The sequence below is a fragment of the Serpentinimonas sp. SMBJO2 genome, from assembly GCF_056341105.1.
Window position 1 is genome coordinate 638,390 of sequence record NZ_CP150628.1, and the last position, 22,884, is coordinate 661,273.

The window sequence follows — 22,884 nt, forward strand, 5'->3', positions numbered from 1 at the left end:
TCCTTTCAGTCGGCGACCGCGTAGGCACCGGTTTCGTCGTGCACCTCGCGGCCGGTGAGTGGCGGGTTGAATACGCACACCATGCGCATGTGGGTGCCCTGGTTGGCGCGCAGGATGTGCCGGTCGTGCTGGTTCAGGCAATACAGCGTGCCCGGCCGGATGGGGTGGGTCACACCGGTGGCCAGGTCCACGATTTCGCCTTGGCCTTCGATGCAGTAGACCGTCTCGAAATGGTTGCGGTATTCGAACTCGTGCTCGGTGCCGGCTTTGATCACGGTGTCGTGCACCGAGTAGCCGACCCCAGCGTCCTTGTAGATCAGGCGGCGGCTGTTCCAGCCTTCGGTGTCCACGTCGGCGGCGGTGCCGATCACATCGTCCAGGTGTTTCACGATCATGGTTTTGCTCCTTCTTGTGGGGCGGGTCAGGCGGCTGCGGCCAGGTCGGATGTTTCGGCGCGCTTGCGGGGGGGCAGGCTGAGCACGGCGCGCAGGCTGTCCTCGATCACGTCGAGGCCATGTGCCAGCTCCTGCTCGGTGATGGTCAGGCTGGGCAGCAGCTTGAGCACCTGGCTGTCGATGCCAGCGGTTTCGATGATCAGCCCGCGCTCGAAGCAGGCCTGAGACACGCGGCCCGCGAGCGTGGTGTCGGCGAAGGCAAGGCCCCAGATCAGGCCGCGCCCGCGCACCTGGGCGTCGGGGGCAAGCATCTGGGCCAGGGCTTGCAGCCGTGCCTCTACCAGCTTGGCTTTTTTCCGCACGCTCAGGGAGAGGGCGTCGTTCTGCCAGAACTGCAAGGCGGCGGTGGCGGTCACGAACGCTGGACAATGGCCGCGGAAGGTGCCGTTGTGTTCGCCGGGCGCCCACTGGTCGAGCTCGGGCTTGATCAGCACCAGCGCCAGCGGCAGGCCATAGCCCGACAGCGACTTGGACAGCGTGACGATGTCGGGCACGATGCCGGCTTCCTCGAAGCTGAAGAAGCGTCCGGTGCGCCCGCAACCGACCTGAATGTCGTCCACGATCAGCACGATGCCGTGCTCGGCCGTGATGCGGCGCAGCCGCTGCAGCCATTCCACGCTGGCCACGTTCACGCCGCCTTCGGCCTGCACCGTCTCCACGATCACGGCGGCGGGCATATCCATGCCGCTGCCGCTGTCTTTCAGCAGGGCTTCGAAGTAGTCCAGCGTGTCGGTGTCGGCGCCCAGGTAGCCGTCGAACGGCACCGACGCGCTGTTGCCCAAGGGCACACCGGCGCCGGCGCGCTTGAAGCCATTGCCCGTCACGGCCAGGGCGCCCAGCGTCATGCCATGGAAGGCGTTGGTGAAGCCCACCACCTGCTCGCGCCCGGTCACCTTGCGGGCCAGCTTCAGCGCGGCTTCCACCGCGTTGGTGCCGGTGGGGCCGGGGAACTGGAACTTGTAGTTCAGCCCACGCGGCTGCAGGATGACTTCGTGAAACCGTTCGATGAAGCGCTGCTTGGCTTCGCTGTACATGTCGAGCGTGTGGGTGATGCCGTCGCGCATCAGGTAGCCCAGCAGGGCCTGCTTGAGGCGGTCCGGGTTGTGCCCGTAGTTCAGCACGCCGGCGCCGCAGAAAAAGTCCAGGTAGCGGCGACCTTCGGTGTCGGTCATCCAGGCGCCTTTGGCACTGCTGAAGACGGCCGGGAAGTTGCGGCAGTAACCGCGGACTTCGGACTCATGCTGTTCAAAGGTGTTCATGGAAGGCTCCTATCATGGGTGAAAGAATGGCGTTGCTTGCCCGGCCAGCCGGGTGGAGTCAACGCGCGCAGGGGAGGACGCGCGGGGCGCGTCCGTTCAGACAGGCGCAGGCCTGCCGCGGTCGATCGGCCCGATGCGCAGCAAAGGCTCTGCCGGGTGATCGATGGGAAACAAGTCGGCCGTGAAATGCGGCCGACGCTCACACGGTCTGCCGTGTGCGCGCGCAAAGCGCTCGAACAGGGCGCGTGAGGCGGTGTTGCCGTCGGCCACGGTGGCTGTGAGCCAGCGGCAGGCCGACAGGGCGGGCAAGGCCCACCATTGCTGCAGCAGTTGCAGGCCCAGCCCTTGGCCCTGCAAATCGGGGCGCACCCCCACCTGCCAGACAAAGGCGGTGTCCGCTTGCGTGGGCGGCAGGTAGCCGATCACCAGACCGGCCAGGCGTCCATCCGGGGCTTCGGCGACCAGGCAGGTCTGGCCGAAGTCGGTGGCGAACAGCACGTAGAAGTAGGCGGAGTTCAGCTCCAGCGCCCGGGTGTCGCGCACCAGGTGCCAGAGCGCAGCACCATCCCGGCGCTGGGCGGCTCGAAAGACAAGAGCGTGGTGTGGATGAGGTGGGTTCCGGTCGGTACTGGTCATGCAATGGGGTTGTTGCAGGTGGACTGCACTCGGGGTGCAGGCCCATCAAAAACACTCAAGCGACCCGTTGGCCGTTGAACGATCGCCTGCAGCACAACTCTGGGCAAGAGCCAAGCCATTGCGGCTGCAGGAAGGCGGTGCTCCATCACACCGCCTTATTTCAGGATAAACCGATAAGCGGCTTCGTGCAAGCCTTCATGGCCTGCCCGGCCGCTGGCTGGGGAGCGGTCGATCGGCGCTGGGAAGCCGGACAGACCCCTGTTTTGTCTAGAAAAATCGGCCAACAAAAGGGCAGGGCGGTCGATTGATTTTTATGCAAAAAAAATTAATTTTCATGGAAAATTTCAATCGAAAACGGTCGTTTTCAGGCGCTGTGGGTGTCGAGCGGGAGGCCGCAGCCCGGCATGTTGCGGCACCATACGGCCTGATATTTCATATTGTGGTTATGGTCGCCGCGCCGCGCCACTGCGCCAGCAGTTCGCTCCAGCGCTGGCGCACGGCGGCCAGGTGGCGGGCCTTGACGTGGCCAAAACCCTTGATGCCTTCGGGCAGCGCCGCCAGTTGCAGCGCCAGCGCCTTGCGCGCGGGGTTCAGATTCGGCAGCAGTTCTTCGATCAGCTCTTGGTACTGGCCGATCAGGGCGCGTTCCTCGCGCCGCTCGGCGCTGCGGCCAAAGGGGTCGAAGGCCGTGCCGCGTAGGCCCTTGAGGCGCGCCAAGCCCTTGAAGGCGGTGAGCATCCACGGCCCGAAGGCACGCTTGATCGGCAGGCCGCGCTCATCGCGGCGCGCCCACAGCGGCGGCGCGAGGTGAAAGCGCAGCGCAAAATCGCCCTCGAACTGGGCCCCGATCTGGCGCAAAAACGCGGGGTCGCTGTGCAGGCGCGCCACCTCGTATTCGTCTTTGTAGGCCATGAGCTTGAACAGGTTGTGCGCCACCGCCTCGCTCAGGGCGCTTGTGCCCGCACCCAGCGCCGCGGCCTCGGCCTGCTGCACCCGGCGCACGAAGTCGCTGTAGCGCTGCGCGTAGGCCGGGTTCTGGTAGGCGCGCAAAAATTCGCTGCGCCGCTGCAGCAGCGCCTCGAGGCCGGGGCGCGGGTGCAGCGCGATGGCTTGCGCCGGCGCCAGCAGCGCCTGCAGCCGCGCGCCGTCGTGCGCCGCCCAGCGGCCCCATTCGAACGCGGCCAGGTTTTTGGCCACTGCCACGTCGTTGAGCTCGATCGCCCGCCGCAGCGACTCGCGCCGCAGAGGCAGCCAGCCTTTTTGCCAAGCAAAACCCAGCAACAGCGGGTTGAGGTAGAGCGCGTCGCCCAGCAGCCGCGTGGCCAAGGCCTCGGCGTCGAGCGGCGCCACGGCCTCGGGGCCGAGCAGGCGCTCAAGCGTGGCTTGGCACTGGCTGGCCGGGTTGTGCCAGTCGGGTTGGCGCACAAAGGCCGCCGTCGGGCTCACGTGGCCGTTCAGGGCCACCCGCGTGCGCCCCGGCCCCACGCGGGCCAGGCTTTCTTTGCTGACGGCGACGATGGCGTCGCAGCCCAGAATCAAATCGGCCGCGGCGCTGCCGACGCGGGTGGTGCAGATGTCGCTCTGCTGCGCGGCCAGCAGCACGTGGCTCCAGGTGGCGCCGCCCTTTTGTGCCAACCCGGCGGCGTCTTGCGTGACCACGCCTTTGCCCTCGAGGTGCGCCGCCACTCCGAGCAACTGGCCGATGGTGATGACCCCGGTGCCACCGACCCCGGCCACCACGATGCCATAGACGCTGCCCGGTCCGGCGGCGTCACAGGGTGGCAACGGCGGCTCGGGCACCGCGCCCAGCGCCTCGGGCGCCGGCAGCGCGCCCGCCTGGGCGCTTTTGCGCAGCTGCCCGCCCTCGACCGTGACGAAGCTCGGGCAAAAGCCCTTGAGGCAGGAAAAATCCTTGTTGCAGCTGCTCTGGTTGATCTGGCGCTTGCGCCCGAATTCGGTCTGCAGCGGCTCTATGCTCAGGCAGTTGCTTTGCACGCCGCAGTCGCCGCAGCCCTCGCACACGGCCGGGTTGATGAGCACGCGCCGCGCCGGTTCGGCCAGGGTGCCGCGCTTGCGCCGGCGCCGCTTTTCGGTGGCGCAGGTCTGGTCGTACAGGATCACGGTGGTGCCGGGCAGTAGGCGGAATTCGCGCTGGATGCGGTCGAGCTGGTCGCGGTGCTCGACCGCCACCCCGGCCGGCAGCCGCAGCGTGCTGCCGCCCACGGTGGTGTGCAGGGCGCCGCGGTATTTTTCGGGCTCGTCGGTGACCACGGTCAGGCGCGCCACCCCTTCGGCTTGCAGGCTGTGCGCGATCTGCAGCACATGGTGGCCCTCGGCGCGCTCGCCCAGCGGCTGGCCGCCGGTCATGGCCACGGCGTCGTTGTAGAGCAGCTTGAAGGTGATGTTCACGTTGGCGGCGATGCACTGGCGGATCGCCAGCAGGCCGCTGTGAAAGTAGGTGCCGTCGCCCAGGTTGGCAAACACGTGCGTCTCGTGGCTGAAGGGCTGCTGCCCGACCCAGGGCACGCCCTCGCCCCCCATCTGCGTAAAGCCGATGGTGGCGCGGTCCATCCAGATGGTCATGAAGTGGCAGCCGATGCCGGCCATGGCGCGCGAACCCTCGGGCACCCGGGTGCTGGTGTTGTGCGGGCAGCCGGAGCAAAACCAGGGCTGGCGCTCGGCCAGCGGCGTGTCGGCATTGAGCACCTGCAAGGCGCGCGCCTGGCCCTGCAGGCGCTCGAGCTGCACCTGCACCCGCGCCGCCACCTCACTGCCCTCGGGCAGCAGGCCGTGGCGCGTCAGGCGCCGCGCCAGCGCTTGGGCGATCAGCGCCGGCGTCAGGTCGGCGTTGGCGCGCAGCAGCTGGTTGGCGCTCGGGTTGGGCATCGACCATTCGCCGCCGCTGTGGTCGGCCCCCACTTCGTCAAACTTGCCCAGCACGTCGGGGCGCACATCAGGGCGCCAGTTGTACAGCTCTTCCTTGAGCTGGTACTCGATCACCTGGCGCTTTTCCTCCACCACCAGAATCTCGCGCAGCCCGGTGGCAAATTCGCGCGTGGTCTGCGCCTCCAAGGGCCAGACCACGCCCACCTTGTGCAGCCGCAGCCCGATGCGGCGGCAGGTGGCGTCGTCGAGCCCGAGGTCGCGCAGCGCCTGGCGCGTGTCGTTCCAGGCCTTGCCGCTGGCGATGAGGCCGTAGCGGTCGTGTGCACCCTCGATGGCGTTGTAATTGAGCCGATTCGCGCGCACATAGGCCAGCGCGGCGTACCACTTGGTGTCCATCAGCCGCGCTTCCTGCTCCAGCGCCGCGTCGGGCCAGCGGATGTGCACGCCGCCTGGCGGCAGCTCGAACTCGGGCGCCACGATGCGCACCCGATCCGGGTCGATCTCGGCCACGGCGCTCGATTCGACGATTTCCTGGATGGTTTTCATGCCGGCCCAGACCCCGGCAAAGCGGCTCATGGCCCAGGCGTGCAGTCCCAAGTCGAGGATTTCCTGCACGTTGGCCGGGAAGAACACCGGCAGCCCGCAGGCCTTGAAGATGTGGTCGCTCTGGTGCGCGGCGGTCGAGCTTTTGGCGACGTGGTCGTCGCCCGCGACCGCAATCACCCCGCCCCAGGGCGTGGTGCCGGCCATGTTGGCGTGCTTGAACACGTCGGCGCAGCGGTCCACCCCCGGCCCCTTGCCGTACCACAGGCCAAACACGCCGTCGTGGCGCTGGCTGCCCGGCGGCGCAAAGCCGAGCTGCTGCGTGCCCCAGACCGCAGTGGCGGCCAGTTCCTCGTTGACGCCGGGTTGGAACACGATCTGCTGTGCGGCCAGGTGCGCCTTGGCTTTCCACAGCGCCTGGTCGTAGCCGCCCAGCGGCGAGCCGCGGTAGCCGCTGATGAAGCCGGCGGTGTTGCGCCCCACGCGCCAGTCGCGCTGGCGTTGCAGCATCGGCAGCCGCACCAGCGCCTGCACCCCGCTCATGAAAGCACGCCCGTGTTCCAGCGTGTATTTGTCGTCCAGGCTGACGCTGGCAAGGGCGCGCCGAACCGCTTCGGGCAAGGGTGCGTTCATGGGTTTGTCTCCTGTCGCCAAGGCCGGCCGGGTAGGCCGCCAGTCACCGTTCACCCGCCGACGTGGAGGGTGCGCTGAGGCAACCCCCAGGATCGCTGGTGGCTGCCGGTAGGCACAGATTGTCGCCAAAAAAAACCGCCCTACGGGCGGCTCGGGCTTAGGCGTTTACCCTTGTCCCGTGGGGATTGCCTGAATCCGTCATCTCAAGCAAAAATTCCCCAGATAGCCCTTTGAAATCAAAGACTTGATCCGCGTGTAGGTCTCACCCAGCAGGTGCAGGAAGAACGCATGACGGATCCGGTTGATTGGGCGACAGCCCGCTGGGACGCCGCCGTAGCTCAATCTGTCCGGGTACAGGGCCGTCAACCGTGAGTCAGGCGGTGGCGAGCGTCAAATGCCCGACCGGCTCGGCCGCCGGCCGCACCTTGATCTCGATGTCGTAGCCGAGGCGATTCAGGCAGTCCATCAGCTTGCGCTCGGACAGGTTGGTGAAGTCGCCATGCATCATGCCCGACACCTTCGGTTGCGGGATGCCCATGCGTTTGGCTGCCGCCTGTTGCGTCAGGCCGAGGGCACGCATCGCCTTCCTGATCTCGACCACCAGGCCGGTCTTGAGCTTCAGTTTCTCGGCGTCGGGCAGCCCCAGGTCGGCGAAGACGTTGCCCGAGCTGCGCTGAACCTCGACGCCTTCAATGATTCGTTTTTGCATTTCGTAACCCCTGTGCCATTGCCTCGGCCACCTTCAGCCGAGCGCGGATGATGTCCATGTCCACCTTTGGCGTGGCGATCCCGCTCTTGCTCTTCTTCTGGAAGCAGTGCAGGACGAACACCGCTTCCGCGAACTTGACCGTGTAGACCGCTCGATATGTGCCGCCGGCATCGTCTTCGATAACCTCCAGCACGCCGGCACCGCCAAAACCCTTGAGCACCTTCGCCGCGTCGTCCTGGTCGCCCATCTGGGCCAGCGAGAGCGCGTAACCGAAACGCCGCCGCACGTCCGGCGGCAACGCCATCAGATCCTTGTGGCTGCTCGCGATCCATTCGAGCGGTTTTTCCTTATCGACCACGACGGCAGTTTATACCTGTTCAGGTAACAACGCAAGGACTGTATTGGGATTAACCCAGGTGCTGCGCCAAAAAGGCCAGCGTGCGCTCGCGCGCCAGCGCGGCCGACGGGGCGTGGTGGGCGCCGCGCTGGTCGCAGTTGAAGCCGTGGTGGGCGTTGTAGGTGTGCACCTGCACCTGCGGGTGGCGCGCCGTGAAGGCCTGCACGGTGTTCAGCGGGATCCAGCTGTCTTGCGCGGCAAAATGCGCCAGCACCGGACACCGGGGTTGCAGCTCGGCGTCGGCGCCCACCGTCATGCCACCGCCGTAGTAGGGCACGGCAGCCGACAGGCCGGTCAGCTGGCAGGCGCTGCGCCAAGTGAGCAGCCCACCCCAGCAGTAGCCCACGATGCCCACCTTGACCCCGGCCGCCAGCACCAAGGTGTCGATGGCGGCCTGGATGTCGGCCATCACGCCCGGCGCGGGCAGGGCATCGACCTGCAGCTTGAGGGCAAAGCCGGCCTGCATGTCGGCGTCGCTGTAGCCCAGCTCCACCCCCGCTTGCACCCGGTGAAAGGTCGATGGCGCCAAGGCCAGATAGCCCGCCGCCGCATAGCCGTCGGCGACCGCGCGGATGTGCGCATTGACGCCGAAGATCTCCTGCAGCACCACCACCGCGCCGCGCGGGGTGGCTTCGGGCTGGGCCAGGTAGGCGGGGCAGACAAAGCCGTCGGCGGCCTTGAGATCGATGAATGCACTCATGCGGGTCTCCAAAGGGGTCAAAACTGGACGCAGGACAATCGGGGCCTGGAAGCGCTCGCCGGGGAGGCCATGGGCAGGCGGCAGGCGCTTTCAGCGCGCTGCGCTGGGGGGTTCGGCTTCGGGGGTGTCGTCGGCGTATTCGCACACTCCAGCCGCTGCGGGCTCGCTATCGACGTGTTTGACGAAGGTCACCGGCACCGGCGACTGTTGCAGCATCTGGTGCGAGACCGAGCCCAGCAGGGTGCGCTTGATCAGGCCGCGCCCGTGGCTGCCCATGATCACACCCTCGCAGCCGGTTTCCTCCAGCACTTCGAGCAGCATGGGCAACACGTCGCCCACGCGCACCTCGGCGCTGTATGGGACGTCGGCTTGGGCCACCAGGTCCAGCGCGGGCTGGAGCATGTCGTGCCCGGCTGCCACCGCCAGGTCGTAGAGCGCGGCGCTGTCGGGCAAGGTCACCATCTCGTAGACGGTGGACGGCTCCTGCACGTTGACCAGCACCAGTTCGTAGCGCAGCCCGGCACGCGCCAGGCGCAAGGCGTAGGCCACGGCCTCGAGCGAGAGCTCGGAACCATCGACGGGAATCAGCCATTTCATGGGAGTCTCCTGGGCTTGTGGAGGCTACAGTATCGCATCAAACCATGGGCCAGCGGCCGCCGGGCGGCGCGTCGTGCGCCGTGCAGCGACAATGCAGCCGATGCCCGACTCCTCTGCACCCAGCGTCCGCCCGCCTTTGGGTTTGGCCGCTCTGGCCCCGTTGCAGCAGCGCCCCTTTGCCCTGCTGTGGATCACTTGGCTGACGGCCAACGTCAGCCTGTGGATGAACGACGTGGCCGCCGCTTGGCTCATGACCACGCTCACCACCTCGCCGGCCTGGGTGGCGCTGGTGCAGACCGCCGCCACGCTGCCGGTGCTGCTGCTCGGGCTGCCCAGCGGCGTGCTGGCCGATGCGTTCGAGCGCCGGCGCTTGCTGCTGGTCACACAGGTCTGGGCGGCGCTGGTGGCGCTGCTGCTGGTGCTGGCGGTCAAGCTCGAGGCGCTCACGCCGGCGCTGCTGCTGGCGCTGGTGTTTGCCAATGGCATCGGGCTGGCGCTGCGCTGGCCGGTCTATGCCGCCCTGATGCCGCACCTGGTGCCGCGCGCGCAGTTGCCGGCGGCGCTGGCGCTCAATGGGGTGTCGATGAACGTCTCGCGCATCGTCGGCCCGCTGCTGGCCGGGTTGATCATTGCGGCGCTGGGCAGCGAGTGGGTGTTTGTGCTCAATGCGCTGCTGGCGCTGGGCTGCGCCGCCCTGATCTGGCGCTGGCGCAGCCCCATGTGCCCAAGGCCGGCGCAGCGCGAGCCGTTCTGGCGCGCGCTGCGCGTCGGGGTGCGCTTTGTCGCACAGTCGCCGCGCCTGCGGCTGGCTTATCTGCAAGTGGGGCTGTTTTTTTTCCATTCGGCGGCGCTGATCGGGCTGCTGCCGCTGTTGGCGCTGCGCTTCGAGGGCGCCAGCGCCAGCACGTTCACGTGGTTGCTGGCGGCCATGGGCAGTGGCGCCATTCTGTCGGCGCTGTACCTGCCGCGCCTGCGCCGCGGGCACAGCCGTGCGTTCATGGTCTGGGCCGGCATGGTGCTGCAGGCGCTGGCGATGCTGGTGGTGACCTGGGCGCCGGGGCTGTGGGCGGCGCTGCTGGCCATGTTTGTGGCCGGCATGGCGTGGATCGCGGTGGCCAACACGCTCAACGTGGCGGCCCAGTTTGGCATGCCCGACTGGGTGCGCGCGCGCGCCATTTCGGTCTATCAGATGGCCCTCATGGGCGGCGCCGCCGTGGGCGCGGCGGCGTGGGGCAAGCTGGCGCACTGGGTGGGGGTGCCGCTGTCGGTGTCGCTGGCGGCGCTGTCGGCGCTGTGCCTGGCCACCCTGAGCTGGCGCTGGAGCCAGCGCTCGCGCCTGCTCGAAGACCCGGGGCCCGAGGGCGCAGACCGGGCAGCGGAGCCGCCGCTGCAGTAACGCCGCCGCCACCACGGCCTGCTAAAGCGTGTCGAAATCCTGCGGCGCGCCAAAGTCGCCCACCACCACGGTGTGCGTCAGCAGGCGCTGGCCGTGCCAGCGGTGCAGCAGGTAGCCGGGCGGCTCCAGCCGGTAGCGTGCGGGCTGGTCGGGGCGCAGGTCGAGCGCGATCTGGTGCGCCGTCGAGGGCGCGCTGAGGGCCACGGTGTGCGCCACCCGCGTGACCGTGACGCGGTGCAGGTGGCCGCACAGCAGCGCCTGCACCTGCGGGTGCTGCCACAGCAGCGCCTCGAGCTGCTCTGCGCCCTGGCGCAGCGCCATGCCGTCCATTTCGGCCAGCCCGGTGGCGTAGGGCGGGTGGTGCAGCAGCAGCAAGGTGGGCTGGGGGCTGGCCGCCAGCGCCTGCTCCAGCCAGTGCAGCCGCTGCGCGCACAGTTCGCCGAGGGCACAGCCTTCGGCCACGGTGTCGAGCGCCACCAGGCGCAGCGCCGGATGCTCCCACACGTACTGCACAAAGGTGGGGTGCAGGCGCTGGCAGGCCTGCAGCCAGTCGGCGCAGGCCAGGCGCAGCGCCGCGCGCTGGTCGTGGTTGCCCAGCAGCGGCAAAACGGGCACGCCCAGCGCCCGCAGCGGCTGCACCAGCTGGCGCAGCAAGGCGTAGTCGGCGGCGCTGCCGCTGTCGCTCAGGTCGCCGCTGAGCAGCAGCAGATCGGGGCTGGGCTGGCGCGCGCACAGGTCGTGTACGCAGGCGCGCAGCAACGCGGCGGTGTCCACGCGCGCGCCCGCAGGCGCTGCGGCGCGCAGGTGCAGGTCGGAGAGCTGGGCGATCAGCATGGGGGTTGGGCGGCGGTGCCTTGGTTCGCCCCATCAGTCTATCAGCGCGCGAAGCGCTTGCGCGTCAGCGCCAGCGCAATCCAGAACGCGGCCACGGCATAGAGCGCCAGCACGGCCAGGTGCAGCGCCGCGTCGGCCGGCCACTGGTTCAGGAACAGCGGCCGCACCAGCGCCACCCCGTGCGTCAGCGGCAGCAGCTCGGAGACCGCCTGCACCACGGCGGGCAGTTGCTCGCGCGGAAAAAACACCCCGCTCAGAAACATCATGGGCGTGAGAAAGAGCGTGAAGTAGTAGGTGAAAAAATCGTAGCCCTGCGCCAGCGCATTGAAGATCAGCGCCAGGCAGCTGAAGGCGATGCCCAGCAGCAGCAGCACCGGCAGCGCCAGCCAGAGCTTGGGCGCCTGGCTGATGCCCAGCAGCAGGATCACGCCCAGGATGGCGCAGACGGTGAACAGCGCCTTGAACGCCGCCCAGAGCATTTCGGCCAGCACGATGTCGTCGAGCGTGACCGGTGCGTTCAGAATGCCGTCCCAGGTCTTTTGCACCTGCATGCGCGAGTAGGCCGAGTACAGGGCCTCGAAGCTGGCGGCGTTCATGGCGCTCATGCAGATGGCGCCGCTGGCCAGGAACAGCAGGTAAGGCACCGCCAGCGGCAGCCCGTCGGGGCCGCTGACCGTGACCTGCCCGACCAGCATCCCCATGCCGTAACCAAAGGCCAGCAGCCAGATCAGCGGTTCGGCGATGTTGCCCACCAGGCTGGGCAGCGCCAGCTTGCGCCAGACCAGCAGGTTGCGCTGAAACACGGGCCAAAAGCGCCACGACAGCTTTGGGGCGCGCCAGTGGCTGCGGGCGGGCAGCAGTTTGCTCATCCTTCCTGCCGGATCTGGCGTCCGGTGAGCTTGAGGAACAGGTCTTCGAGGTTGGCGGGGCGGTGCAGGGTGTGCAGCTGCGGCCAGTCGTTGAGGGCCGCCAGCAGCGGGCGCGCGTCGAGGGTATAGAAAAACACCGTCTCGCCGCTCACCTCCACCCGCTGCGCCAGCCGCGCCAGCGCCGACTGCGCCAGCGCCTGCACCTCGTGGTTTTGCTGGGCATAGACCTCGACCACATCGGGCTCCAGGTGCTGCGCGATCAGCTCGCGCGGGCGCCCTTCGGCGATCTTGTGCCCCTGGTCGATGACCACCAGGCGCTGGCACAGGCGCTCGGCCTCGTCCATGAAGTGGGTGGTGAGCAGGATGCTCTTGCCCTGCTTGAGCAGCTGCTGCAGCCGCTCCCACATCAGGTGCCGGGCCTGCGGATCGAGCCCGGTGGTGGGCTCGTCGAGCAGCAGCAGGCGCGGGTCGTTGATGAGCGCACGCGCCAGCGACAGGCGCCTCTTCATGCCACCCGAGAGCTCGCCCGGCTTGGCATCGGCCTTGTGCGCCAGCGCCGCGAACTCGAGCAGCGCCGGTATGCGCGCCGCCAGCGTGGCCCGGTCCAGGCCAAAGTAGCGCCCGAAGACGCGCAGGTTTTCGGCGCAGGTGAAGTCCGGGTCCAGCGTGTCGAACTGGCTCACCACGCCCATCTGCGCCTTGATGGCTTGGGCGTGTACGGGCATGGACAGGCCAAAGGCTTCGACGCGGCCGCTGTCGGCGTGCGTCAGGCCGAGGCTGATGCGCAAGGTGGTGGTCTTGCCAGCGCCGTTGGGGCCGATCAGCCCCAGGCACTCGCCGGGCGCGAGCGCAAACGACAGCTCATCGACCACCGCCGCGCCGCCATAGCGCTTGCAGAGACCATCGACAGTGAACAGGGCGGGAGGCATGGCGGCATTCTCGCCCATTTGGATGCAGGATCGACGGGCCTTGAACCGGGGGGCGCAAGCAGGCGCCGGACTAGAATCCGCCCTTTGCATCCGGAGCTGCCGTGGCTGATGAGCGTTGGTCCATTTGGACTCAGTATGTGTTGCCCAAGCAGGCCCTGACCGAACTGGCCGGCGCCCTGGCGCGGCGTCCGCTCGGTGCCGCCACGCAGTGGGCCATGCGCCGCTTTGCCGCGCGCTACGGTGTGGACATGAGCGAGGCGCTGCAGCCCGACTTTGGCGCCTACGCCACCTTCAACGACTTTTTCACCCGCGCCCTCAAGCCCGGGGTGCGGCCGCTGGCCGAGTCGGGGCTGTTGTGCCCGGTCGATGGCGCCGTGAGCCAGTTGGGCCGCATCGACGGCGACCGCATCTTTCAGGCCAAGGGCCAGCACTACCGCAGCATCGCGCTGCTGGGCGGCGATGCGCAGCTGGCGGCCGGCTTCGAGCATGGCGACTTCGCCACCCTTTACTTGAGCCCGCGCGACTACCACCGCATCCACATGCCCTGCGCCGGGCGCCTCAAGCGCATGATCCACGTGCCGGGGGCGCTGTTTTCGGTCAACCCGGCCACTGCGCGCGCCGTGCCGGGCCTGTTTGCGCGCAACGAGCGCGTGGTCTGCGTGTTCGAGGGCGCGCACGCCGGGCGGCGGTTCGACTTTGCGCTGGTGCTGGTGGGGGCCACCATCGTCGGCAGCATGGCCACCGCCTGGCACGGCGTGGTCAACCCGCCGCGCCCAGGTCTGCTGCAAGACTGGCGCTACGAGGAGCGCGCCATCGAGCTCGAGCGCGGCGCCGAGATGGGCCGTTTTTTGCTGGGCTCCACCGTGGTGCTGCTGTTCCCACCCGGCTTGCTGCGCTGGCACCCGAGCTGGGCGGCCGGTCAGCCGGTGCGGCTGGGGCAGCAGATGGCCGATTGGGCGCTGCCCGCCTGAGCGCGCGCCGTGGTCTGGCGTTTTTTGGGGCGCGCCTTGGGGGATGCACCAGGGGGTACTGGAATGCCTCTAGAATGAAGCGCTTTCGACCTCGACGAAGCCGCTGGGCTCAACCATCAAACGGGATGCCATGACTGCCTGCACCATCAGGGCCGCGTTGCTCGGCCTGACGGCCCTCCTCTTTTTGACGGCCTGTCAGGGCCCCGCTGCGCCCACAGCCGAAGCCGCGCCGCCGTGGGTGAAAACGGTGCCGATCGAGGCCGCGGCCCCGGGCGAGCGCCAGTTTTCGGGCACGCTGCGCGCGCGCCACGAAACGCCGTTGGCCTTGCAGGTGGGTGGCCGGGTGCTGACGCGGCCGGTGCAGGCCGGCCAACCCGTCAGCGCCGGCCAGACCCTGCTGACGCTGGATGCGCATGACCTGCAGGCCAACGAGGCCAGCGCCGAGGCGCAACTGGCCAGCGCCGAGGCGGCGCAGCGCCACGCCGAGCGCGAGCTGGAACGCCAGCGCCAGCTGGTGGCGCAAGGCTTTGTGAGCGCGCAAACCCTGGAGCGCTTCGAGCTGGCGCTGCGCGAGGCCGCTGCCCGCGTGCAGGCGGCGCGCAGCCAGATGGCGGTGGCGCGCAATCTGCGCCAGCACACGCAGCTGCGCGCCCCGGCGTCCGGGGTGCTGCTCGAGCTCAGCGCCGAACCCGGCCAGGTGCTGGCTGCGGGCCAGGGCGTGGGCACGCTGGCGCACGCGGGTGAGCGCGAGATCGAGCTGTTCTTGCCCCAAGGCCTGAACGCGCCGCGCACGGGCCACGCCGTGTTGCCCGACGGCGTGCGCCAGCCGCTGCAGTTGCGTGAAGTGGCCGGCGCCGCCGACCCGCTCAGCCGCACCTGGCGCGCGCGCTACCGCATCGTGGGCGCGCTCGACCCGGCGGTCTGGCCCTTGGGGGCGGTGGTGCGCGTGGCGCTGCAGCCCGAAGGCCATGCGGCCACCGCCGAGGCGGCGCTGCAGCGCGTGCCGCTGGGGGCGCTGGACGAACGCGGCGGCGGTGCGCAGCTGTGGCGTGTGACCGCCGGCCGGGCGCAGCCGGTGCCGGTGCGCGTGCACCGCATCGACGCCACCCACGCCCACGTCAGCAGCCCGCTGGCCAACGGTGAGGCGGTGGTGGCGCTGGGCACGCACCGCCTCAGCCCAGGGCTGGCGGTGCGGGAGCTGCCACGGTGAGCTTTCCCAACCTGTCGGCGCTGGCGGTGCGCGAGCGCGCCGCGACGCTGTTTTTCATCCTGCTCGCGGTGCTGGGTGGCGTGTACGCCTTCCTCTCGCTCGGGCGTGCCGAGGACCCCTCGTTCACGGTGCGCACCATGATGGTCTCGGCGCTCTGGCCCGGTGCCACGGCCGAAGAGCTGCGCTCCCAAGTGGCCGACCGGCTCGAAAAACGCATCCAGGAAGTGCAGAACCTGTACCGGATCGAGAGCACCATCCGACCCGGGCGGGTCGATTTGCAGGTCGAGTTCCACGACTACACCCCGAGTGCGCTGGTGCCCGAGCTGTTCGACGAGGTGCGCCAGCGCATGAGCGACGAAGCGCCCCGGCTGCCGCGCGGGGTCGTCGGCCCGCTGATCAACGACGATTTCGGCGACGTGTATTTCGCCCTGATCGCCCTCAGCGCCCCCGGGCTGCCCCTGCCCGAACTCGCGCGCAGCGCCGACGCCTTGCGCGACCGCCTGCAAGCCTTGCCCGGCCTGCAAAAGGCGCTGCTGCTGGGCGAGCGGCCACAGCGCGTGTTCATCGATTTCGACCTGGCGCGCTTGCACCAGCTCGGCCTGGCGCCGCAGGCGGTGTTCGAGGCCATCGACGCCCAGCTCCAGTTGCTGCCGGCGGGCGCGCTGGAGCTGCAGGGCGCGCGCGTGCTGCTGCGCCTGCCCGCCGAGCTGAGCGACGCGCAGCAGCTCGAACGCGTGCCGCTGCGCGTGGGGGGGCGGCTGCTGCAATTGCAGGACGTGGCGCAGGTGCGCCTGGGCCACGAGGAGCCGCCCAGCTACCTGGTGCGCGCCCACGGGCAGGATGCGGTGCTGCTGGGCGTGGTGATGCATAAAGGCGAAAACGGGCTGGCTTTTGGCGCCCGCCTGGCCGACTTCGTGCGCCTGCAGCAGGCCGAGCTGCCGCTGGGCATGGAGCTGCGCGTGCTGACCAACCAGACCGACGCCATCACACAGGCGGTCGATCTGTTCCAGAAAAAATTTCTGGCCGCCATGGCGGTGGTGATGGTGGTGAGCATGCTGGCCATCGGCTGGCGCGCCGGGCTGGTGGTGGGGATTGCGATCCCGCTGACGCTGGGCCTGACCTTTATGCTGATGAAGTTCACTGGCATCAACCTGGACCGCATCACGCTCGGGGCACTGATCATTGCGCTGGGGCTGTTGGTCGATGACGCCATCATCGCCATCGAGATGATGATCGTCAAAATGGAGCAGGGCTGGGACCGCGTGCGCGCCGCCACCCACGCCTGGAACGCCACCGCCGCCCCGATGCTGTTTGGCACCCTGGTGACGGTGGCCGGTTTCGTGCCGATCGGCTTTGCCCAGTCGGGCGTGGGCGAGTACGCCGGCAACATCTTTTGGGTGCTGGCCTACGCGCTGCTGGCTTCGTGGCTGGTGGCGGTGGTGTTCACGCCCTACCTGGGCATCAAGCTGCTGGCGCAACCCCAGCCCCATGGCGGCCACGGCGGGCCGGGTGGCGGCCACGGCGGCAGTGCGGCGATCTACCAGAGCCGCGCTTACCAGCGCCTGCGCGCGCTCATCACCGCCTGTGTGGGCTGGCGCAAGAGCGTGGTTGCCGTCACGCTTTTGCTGCTGCTGCTGAGCGCCTGGGCCATGGCGAACCTGGTGCAAAAGCAGTTTTTTCCCGGTTCGGACCGGCCCGAGGTGCTGATCAGCGTGCAACTGCCCCAAGGCAGCCCGATCGCCCAGACCGACGCCACCGTGCGCCGCCTCGAAGCGCTGCTGGTCAACCACCCCGACGTGCGTTCGCTCTCGGCCTACGTGGGGGCCGGTGCGCCGCGGTTTTTCATTTCCGCCAACCCCGAACAGCCCAATCCGGCCTTTGCCAAGCTGCTGGCCATCGGCGCCGACGCGGCGGCGCGCGAGCGCATCATGGCCGACCTGCAGGCGCGCATCGAGGCCGGCGAGTTTCCCGAGGCGCGGTTGCGCGTGACGCGGCTGCTGTTTGGCCCCCCGGTGCCGTGGCCGGTGAGCTTTCGCATCGTCGGGCCAGAGCCGCAGCAACTGCGCGCCATCGCACAGCAGGTGCAGGGCATCATGCAGGCGCACCCGCACACCCTCAACACCCAGCTCGACTGGGACGAGCGCGCCCTGGTGCTGCAGCTCGAACTCGACGCGCAGCGCCTGCGCCTGCTCGGCCTGACGCCGCGCGAGCTCAAGCAACAGCTCCAGTTCCAGCTCGACGGCGTGGTGGTGAGCGAACTGCGGCTGGGCACGCGCACGGTGCAGGTGCAGGCCCGCGGCGCCCGCAACGGCGGCCCCCTGCTGCCCGAGCAGATCGAAATCCGCAGCCTCGACGGCCGCCTGGTGCCGCTGGCGCAGATCGGCCGCTTCGAGCTGCGCCACGAGGAACCGCTGCTGCGCCGGCTCAACCGCGAGCCCTTTCTGGCGGTGCAGGCCGACGTGCGCGGGGCGCAGCCGCCGACCGTGACCGAAGAGCTGTGGCAGCAAATGGCCGCCCTGCGTGCCGAATTGCCGCCGGGCTACCGCATCGACATCGGCGGCACGGTGGAGCGCGCCGGGCTGGCCAACCAGTCGATCCAGCAGCTGTTCCCGCTCATGGTGGCGCTGATGCTGATCTTCATCATGCTGCAGATGCGCTCTTTTTCCGGCACCTTCGTGGTCGTGGCCACGGCCCCGCTGGGGCTGGTGGGGGCGGTGCTGGCGCTGCTGCTGTTCCAGCAGCCCTTTGGCTTCGTGGCGCTGCTCGGGCTGATCGGGCTGGCGGGCATTTTGATGCGCAACACCATGATCCTGACGCAGCAGGTGCAGGACAACTTCCACGACGGCCTCGAGGCCGAGGCGGCGGTGGTGGAAGCCGCGGTGCAGCGCGCGCGCCCGGTGATCCTGACCGCGCTCGCCGCCGCGCTGGCCTTCGTGCCCCTGACCTTCGACAGCTTCTGGGGCCCGCTGGCCTACGTGCTGATCGGCGGCGTGGCGGTGGGCACCGCCATCACCCTGTTCTACGTGCCGGCGCTGTACGCGCTGTGGCTGCGCATCGGCCACGCGCCGCCGCCGTCTGCGGCGCCGGCTGCGACGCCTTAGACGTTGAACAGAAAGTTCATCACGTCGCCGTCGCGCACGAGGTAGTCCTTGCCTTCGGCGCGCATCTTGCCGGCGTCCTTGGCGCCTTGCTCGCCGTTGCAGGCCAGGTAGTCGTCGAAGGCGATGGTCTGGGCGCGGATGAAGCCGCGCTCGAAGTCGCCGTGGATCACGCCAGCGGCCTGCGGCGCCGTGGCGCCGATGCGCACGGTCCAGGCGCGCACCTCCTTGGGGCCGGCGGTGAAGTAGGTCTGCAGGCCCAGCAGCTTGAAGCCGGCGCGGATGAGCCGGTTCAGGCCCGGTTCCTGTTGCCCCATTTCCTGCAGAAAGACGAGCCGGTCGGCGGGCTCCATCTCGGCCAGTTCGGCCTCGATCTTGGCGCAAATGGCCACCACGGGCGCGTTTTGCGTCGCGGCGTAGGCCTGCAGCCGGGCCAGCAAGGGGTTGTTTTCGAAACCGTCTTCGGCCACGTTGCCCACGAACATGGCCGGCTTGGCGGTGATCAGGCACAGCGGCTTGAGCAGCGCCCGGTCGTCGTCGCTCAGCGCCAGCGCGCGCACCGGCTGGCCCTGGTTGAGCGCGGCCTGCACCGGACCCAGCAGCGCCAGCAGCCGGGCGGCGTCTTTGTCGTTGCCGCTGCGGGCGGCTTTGCTGGCGCGCTGCAGCGCTTTGTCCACCGTGCCCAGGTCGGCCAGGCAGAGCTCGGTCTGGATGACTTCGATGTCGGCCACCGGATCGACGCGGCCGGCGACGTGGATCACGTTCGGGTCTTCGAAGCAGCGCACCACGTTGACCAGGGCGTCGGTCTCGCGGATGTGGGCCAGAAACTGATTGCCCAGACCCTCGCCTTGGCTGGCACCGGCGACCAGACCGGCGATGTCCACGAATTCGACGATCGCCGGCACGATGCGCTCGGGCTTGACGATGGCCGCCAGCTGCTGCAATCGGGCGTCGGGCACCTCGACCACGCCGACGTTGGGCTCGATGGTGCAAAAGGGGTAGTTCTCGGCCGCGATGCCGGCCTGCGTCAGGGCGTTGAAGAGGGTGGATTTGCCGACGTTGGGCAAACCGACGATGCCGCACTTGAGACTCATGGAAGCCCTAAAATGACAAAAATTCAGAAGCTGCCGATTTTACCGGTGCCGCCAGCCGGCCCGACGGCCCCGGCCCCGCTGTCCCTCTGCTTGCCCCCGCATTTGCCTTTGCCCAGATTGTTGCGCCATGCCGCTCGACCCGCACGACCCCAGCCTCTGGGAGCTGCCCGCCGCCCTGGAGCCGCTGCTGCCCGATGTGCGCCTGCAGCTCGACCCGGACCCGGTCGAGGCCATGCCCGCGCTGCGCCGGCGGCTGGCGGCGCTGCTGCTCGAGGGCGCGCAGGCGCATGACTTTGCGCGCCGCCTGGCGTTCATCGAAACCGGGCTGCGCCTGACGCTGCAGCAGCGGCCCGACGACAGCCTGCTGGTGCTGGTGCAGATGCTCTCGGATCGGCAGTACGGCTACTGCGCCACCCACGCCTTGCTCGCCGCCAGCGCCTGTCTGCTGGTGGCGCCGCTGTTGCCGATCGAGGAGCCGCAGCGCGGAGCGCTGCTGCGCGCGGCCCTGACCATGAACATCGCCATGGCCGAACTGCAAGACCTGCTGGCCACCCAGGCGCAGCAGACCACGGCCTACCAGCGCGAAAAAATCAGCGCCCACCCGAGCGACTCGGCGGCCCTGCTGCGCGCCCTGGGTGTGACCGACGCCGACTGGTTGCGCTGGGTGCAGGACCACCACGAAGCCCCCGACGGCAGCGGTTACCCGAGTCAGAAAACCGAGCTCGATCTGGGGCAGCAGTTGCTGCGCCTGAGCGATCTGTTCGTGGCGCGCATCAGCCCGCGCAGCACCCGGCGCGGCATGTGGCCCAAGGTGGTGGTGGGCAACCTGTACCTCGAGGCCGAAGCCAGCGCCAGCCCGCTGGGCGCTTGCTTTGTGCGGCAGTTCGGCATGTATCCGCCCGGCACCCTGGTGCGGCTCAAAACCGGTGAGACGGCGCTGGTGGTGCGGCGCGGGGCCAAGGTCAACGCCCCGCTCGCGCTGGCCATCACCGGGCCCGACGGCATGCTGCTGAGCATCCCGGTCAAGCGCGACACCCAGCTGCCCCTGTACGCCATCACGGCCCCGGTGGCACCCGAGGACCTGCGCATCCGGCTCGACCTGGCGCGCCTGCTCAAGCGCATTTGAGCGCCGCGGGCGGCTGGCGTGGTGGGTGTGGCCGCAGGGCAGGCCGCTTACTGCCACGCGCCCCAGCGCCCGTAGCCGGGCATGGCCTCGTGCAACTGCAAGCCCGCGCCTTGGCGCACGATGGCGTTCATGCCAAAGGTGACCGCGCCCAGCAGCCGCCGGTCTTGGCGGTAGCTGTGCAACAGGGTGCTCACCGCGTCGCCTTGCTCGATGCCGGTGGCCGGATCGACATCGGGGATGGAACAGCGCGCGCAGGGCTTTACCGGTTGCAGCCAGACTTCGGCTGTTTCGCTGCTTGTTGCGCTGGCGGTGCCCACGCCGGCGCGGGTCGCCACAGGAAAACGCAGTTCGGCCAGCCGGTCTTCGTCGTGCGCCTCTAGGCTGCCCAGCAGCAGGTTGGGGCGAAAGCGCTCCACCCCCAGCGCTTCTTGCCCGAGCAGGCGCCGGCGCTGGTTGAGTTCGTCCAGCGCCGCCGCGCTCAGCAGCAGCAGCGGGTAGCCGTCGCTGAAGGTGTTGGGGGCCTGAATGCCGCCGGTCCAGCGCACATCCGAAGGCCGCACGCAATCCGGGTCGAAGCGCACCAGCCGCAACCGAAGCCCGAGCTGGGGCCGATCGGCGAGCAAAAAATCGCTGAACCACTGCGCCGCCACGTCGCCCATGTCGTAGGCGTCGAGTTCGTCGTCCCAGACCCGCACCCTGCACGGCGCTTCGGCCGCATCCAGCGCCAGATAGAGCGACAACATGCCCGGCGCCTGCAGCTCGAGCTGCCCGAGCCTGAAGCGCGGCCGCACCAGCGCCAGCCGCGGCAGCTCGCGTTGCGACAGGAACTCGCCGCGCTGATCGACCACCATCCAGGTGCGGTCCCACTGCAGCCCGGTGGGCAGCAGCTCGGCTTGAGCCAGTCGCACCCCGGCGCACGATTTGATGGGATAGACCCAGAGCTGTTCGATCGTCAGGGGCAGCGGCGCTTCGGTGTAGGGGGGCTGGGTCATGGGCGTGGCTCGGTAAGGGCGTCATTTTCCAATAGCCGACAATAGCCGGCAATATGCCTCCTCACACTTTGTTGGAACTGGGCAGCGCGCTGCTGAGCCGCGTGCTGCGTTTCGAGCACCCGGCCGACGCCACCGTGGCCGATTTCTTTCGCCAGCAGGGCGCGCTGGGCAGCCGCGAGCGCGCCCTGCTGGCCGACGCGGTGTTTGCGGTGCTGCGCGACCGCCCGCGCCTGCAGTGGCTGGCGGCCAGCCACCCGGGGCGCACGCTGCAGCAGGAGCGCCCGGCCCGTGCGCAGCGCCCCAGCCGCGCCGCACAGCTCCAGGGCACGGCGCACACGCGTGCGCTGCTGCTGCTGGCTTGGACCGGCCCGCCCGAGCGCCTGCAAGCCGCCTGCACGCCCGAAGAGTGGGATTGGCGCACGCAGGCGCTGGCGCGCCAGCTCGATGCCAGCGCACCGCCCGCCTGCCGCCACGGCCTGCCCGATTGGCTGGCCGCGGCGCTGCGCGCGGAGCTGCGGCTGCAGCGAGCGGGTTCGGGTGCGGCAGTTGAAGCCGGTGCACTGGGTGCCGGGGTGGATCCGCCCGAATCGGAGCCAGCAGAGGCAGAATTCCACGCTGCCGCGCAGGCCTTGCGCCGGCCGGCGACGCTGGATGTGCGCGTCAACCTGCTCAAGGCCAAGCGGCCCGCCGTGCTGGCGTTGCTGCAGGAGGCCGGCTTGCAGGCCGCCGCCACGCCGCACTCGCCCTGGGGCATCCGGCTGGCGGGCAAGCCGGCGCTGCAGCACCTGGCCGCCTGGCGCGAGGGCCTGATCGAGGTGCAAGACGAGGGCGCGCAACTGCTGGCGCTGCTGCTCGAGCCCAAGCGCCTCGAGACGGTGATCGATTTTTGCGCCGGCGCCGGCGGCAAGACGCTGGCCCTGGGCGCCTTGCTGCGCAACACCGGCCGCCTGTACGCCTTCGACACCTCGGCGCACCGGCTCGATGCCCTCAAGCCGCGGTTGGCGCGCAGCGGCATCGACGCCGTGCACACCCTGGCGCTGGCCCACGAGCACGACCAGCGCTTGCAGCGGCTGGCGGGCAAGGCCGACCGGGTGCTGGTCGATGCGCCCTGCACCGGCCTGGGCACGCTGCGGCGTCAGCCCGACCTGATGTGGCGCCAGAGCCCGGCCGACGTGGCGCGGCTGGCCGAGTTGCAGGGCCGCATCCTGACGGCGGCGGCACGGCTGCTCAAGCCCGGCGGGCGGCTGGTCTATGCCACCTGCAGCCTGCTGCGCGCCGAAAACGAAGCCGTTGCCGCCGCCTTTGAGCAAGCCGAACCCGGTTTCGAGGCCCTGCCGGCGGCGTCCATCCTGGCGCGCTGCGGCGTGGCAGGCGCACAGCGGCTCTGCCACGGCCCCTACTTGCGCCTGTGGCCGCACCGGCACGGCTGCGACGGTTTTTTTGCTGCCATCTGGCAGCGCCGGGATTGAACGAAATATCCGGGAACGCCGGCGCGGGTTCTAGAATCCCACATTCGGCCCGCCAGCCCAGCGTGTGCGCTGGCCCGCCGT

The 22,884-nt window shown here is 69.3% G+C and carries 19 protein-coding genes; 6 read left to right on the forward strand and 13 right to left on the reverse strand.

The window, feature by feature from the left end; translation table 11 throughout:
- Nucleotides 1-5: 5 nt before the first annotated feature.
- The 8 genes from AAAZ40_RS02885 to AAAZ40_RS02920 all read right to left on the reverse strand — a co-directional run bounded on the left by AAAZ40_RS02885 (nucleotide 6) and on the right by AAAZ40_RS02920 (nucleotide 8,815).
- Complete coding sequence (locus AAAZ40_RS02885; protein ID WP_476661078.1) at nucleotides 6-395, reverse strand: ectoine synthase; 390 nt, start codon at nucleotides 393-395, stop codon at nucleotides 6-8.
- Between the two features lie 26 nt (nucleotides 396-421).
- Nucleotides 422-1,714 carry a diaminobutyrate--2-oxoglutarate transaminase gene (ectB, locus tag AAAZ40_RS02890; protein WP_476661079.1) on the reverse strand — a complete coding sequence of 431 codons (1,293 nt, stop codon included), beginning with the start codon at nucleotides 1,712-1,714 and terminating at the stop codon, nucleotides 422-424.
- 96 nt (nucleotides 1,715-1,810) lie between these two features.
- Nucleotides 1,811-2,350, reverse strand: coding sequence for a diaminobutyrate acetyltransferase (gene ectA / locus AAAZ40_RS02895; protein WP_476661080.1), 540 nt, complete (start codon nucleotides 2,348-2,350; stop codon nucleotides 1,811-1,813).
- Nucleotides 2,351-2,782: 432 nt separating this feature from the next.
- Entirely contained in the window at nucleotides 2,783-6,412 is a 3,630-nt protein-coding gene (locus AAAZ40_RS02900; protein ID WP_476661081.1) for an indolepyruvate ferredoxin oxidoreductase family protein, read from the reverse strand.
- A gap of 373 nt (nucleotides 6,413-6,785) precedes the next feature.
- Nucleotides 6,786-7,121 (reverse strand): helix-turn-helix domain-containing protein, encoded by a 336-nt coding sequence (locus AAAZ40_RS02905; protein ID WP_476661082.1) that lies wholly within the window; start codon nucleotides 7,119-7,121, stop codon nucleotides 6,786-6,788.
- Nucleotides 7,102-7,479: a type II toxin-antitoxin system RelE/ParE family toxin gene (locus tag AAAZ40_RS02910; protein ID WP_476661083.1), complete on the reverse strand. Its 378-nt coding sequence runs from the start codon at nucleotides 7,477-7,479 to the stop codon at nucleotides 7,102-7,104. Before AAAZ40_RS02910 ends, AAAZ40_RS02905 begins: the two co-directional genes overlap by 20 nt.
- A 49-nt stretch (nucleotides 7,480-7,528) precedes the next feature.
- Entirely contained in the window at nucleotides 7,529-8,218 is a 690-nt protein-coding gene (locus tag AAAZ40_RS02915; protein WP_476661084.1) for a dienelactone hydrolase family protein, read from the reverse strand.
- Between the two features lie 90 nt (nucleotides 8,219-8,308).
- Nucleotides 8,309-8,815 (reverse strand): universal stress protein, encoded by a 507-nt coding sequence (locus tag AAAZ40_RS02920; RefSeq protein WP_476661085.1) that lies wholly within the window; start codon nucleotides 8,813-8,815, stop codon nucleotides 8,309-8,311.
- A gap of 100 nt (nucleotides 8,816-8,915) precedes the next feature.
- Between AAAZ40_RS02920 and AAAZ40_RS02925 the strand changes: the two genes are divergently transcribed.
- Nucleotides 8,916-10,211 carry an MFS transporter gene (locus AAAZ40_RS02925; protein ID WP_476661086.1) on the forward strand — a complete coding sequence of 432 codons (1,296 nt, stop codon included), beginning with the start codon at nucleotides 8,916-8,918 and terminating at the stop codon, nucleotides 10,209-10,211.
- Nucleotides 10,212-10,232: 21 nt separating this feature from the next.
- On the opposite strand, the gene AAAZ40_RS02930 is transcribed toward AAAZ40_RS02925, so the two are convergent.
- Genes AAAZ40_RS02930 through AAAZ40_RS02940 form a run of 3 tightly spaced genes read right to left on the reverse strand, consistent with a single transcriptional unit; the run spans nucleotide 10,233 to nucleotide 12,843 of the window.
- Nucleotides 10,233-11,045, reverse strand: coding sequence for a metallophosphoesterase (locus tag AAAZ40_RS02930; protein WP_476661087.1), 813 nt, complete (start codon nucleotides 11,043-11,045; stop codon nucleotides 10,233-10,235).
- Nucleotides 11,046-11,086: 41 nt separating this feature from the next.
- Nucleotides 11,087-11,914 carry an ABC transporter permease gene (locus AAAZ40_RS02935; RefSeq protein ID WP_476661088.1) on the reverse strand — a complete coding sequence of 276 codons (828 nt, stop codon included), beginning with the start codon at nucleotides 11,912-11,914 and terminating at the stop codon, nucleotides 11,087-11,089.
- Nucleotides 11,911-12,843 carry an ATP-binding cassette domain-containing protein gene (locus AAAZ40_RS02940; RefSeq protein WP_476661089.1) on the reverse strand — a complete coding sequence of 311 codons (933 nt, stop codon included), beginning with the start codon at nucleotides 12,841-12,843 and terminating at the stop codon, nucleotides 11,911-11,913. Before AAAZ40_RS02940 ends, AAAZ40_RS02935 begins: the two co-directional genes overlap by 4 nt.
- Nucleotides 12,844-12,944: 101 nt before the next feature.
- Between AAAZ40_RS02940 and asd the strand changes: the two genes are divergently transcribed.
- The 3 genes from asd (at nucleotide 12,945) to AAAZ40_RS02955 (ending at nucleotide 18,125) form a co-directional block, all read left to right on the forward strand.
- The gene (asd, locus tag AAAZ40_RS02945; protein ID WP_476661090.1) at nucleotides 12,945-13,814 is read left to right on the forward strand and encodes an archaetidylserine decarboxylase; all 870 of its coding nucleotides are present in this window, start codon (nucleotides 12,945-12,947) and stop codon (nucleotides 13,812-13,814) included.
- A gap of 130 nt (nucleotides 13,815-13,944) precedes the next feature.
- A complete protein-coding gene (locus AAAZ40_RS02950) occupies nucleotides 13,945-15,024 on the forward strand; it encodes an efflux RND transporter periplasmic adaptor subunit (protein WP_476661091.1) in 1,080 nt (359 codons plus the stop codon).
- Nucleotides 15,021-18,125 carry an efflux RND transporter permease subunit gene (locus AAAZ40_RS02955; RefSeq protein ID WP_476661092.1) on the forward strand — a complete coding sequence of 1,035 codons (3,105 nt, stop codon included), beginning with the start codon at nucleotides 15,021-15,023 and terminating at the stop codon, nucleotides 18,123-18,125. The genes AAAZ40_RS02950 and AAAZ40_RS02955 overlap by 4 nt, the downstream gene beginning before the upstream one ends.
- Here the strand turns inward: AAAZ40_RS02955 and ychF are convergent.
- The gene (gene ychF, locus AAAZ40_RS02960; protein WP_476661093.1) at nucleotides 18,122-19,216 is read right to left on the reverse strand and encodes a redox-regulated ATPase YchF; all 1,095 of its coding nucleotides are present in this window, start codon (nucleotides 19,214-19,216) and stop codon (nucleotides 18,122-18,124) included. The two genes, AAAZ40_RS02955 and ychF, sit on opposite strands and share 4 nt — an antisense overlap.
- 127 nt (nucleotides 19,217-19,343) lie before the next feature.
- Here ychF and AAAZ40_RS02965 point away from each other — a divergent pair, with 127 nt between their 5' ends.
- A complete protein-coding gene (locus tag AAAZ40_RS02965) occupies nucleotides 19,344-20,342 on the forward strand; it encodes an HD-GYP domain-containing protein (RefSeq protein ID WP_476661094.1) in 999 nt (332 codons plus the stop codon).
- A gap of 47 nt (nucleotides 20,343-20,389) precedes the next feature.
- On the opposite strand, the gene AAAZ40_RS02970 is transcribed toward AAAZ40_RS02965, so the two are convergent.
- The gene (locus AAAZ40_RS02970; protein WP_476661095.1) at nucleotides 20,390-21,334 is read right to left on the reverse strand and encodes an MOSC domain-containing protein; all 945 of its coding nucleotides are present in this window, start codon (nucleotides 21,332-21,334) and stop codon (nucleotides 20,390-20,392) included.
- A gap of 53 nt (nucleotides 21,335-21,387) precedes the next feature.
- On the opposite strand from AAAZ40_RS02970, the gene AAAZ40_RS02975 reads away from it, so the two are divergent.
- Nucleotides 21,388-22,803, forward strand: a complete 1,416-nt coding sequence (locus AAAZ40_RS02975; RefSeq protein ID WP_476661096.1) for an RsmB/NOP family class I SAM-dependent RNA methyltransferase — start codon at nucleotides 21,388-21,390, stop codon at nucleotides 22,801-22,803.
- Nucleotides 22,804-22,884: the final 81 nt, after the last annotated feature.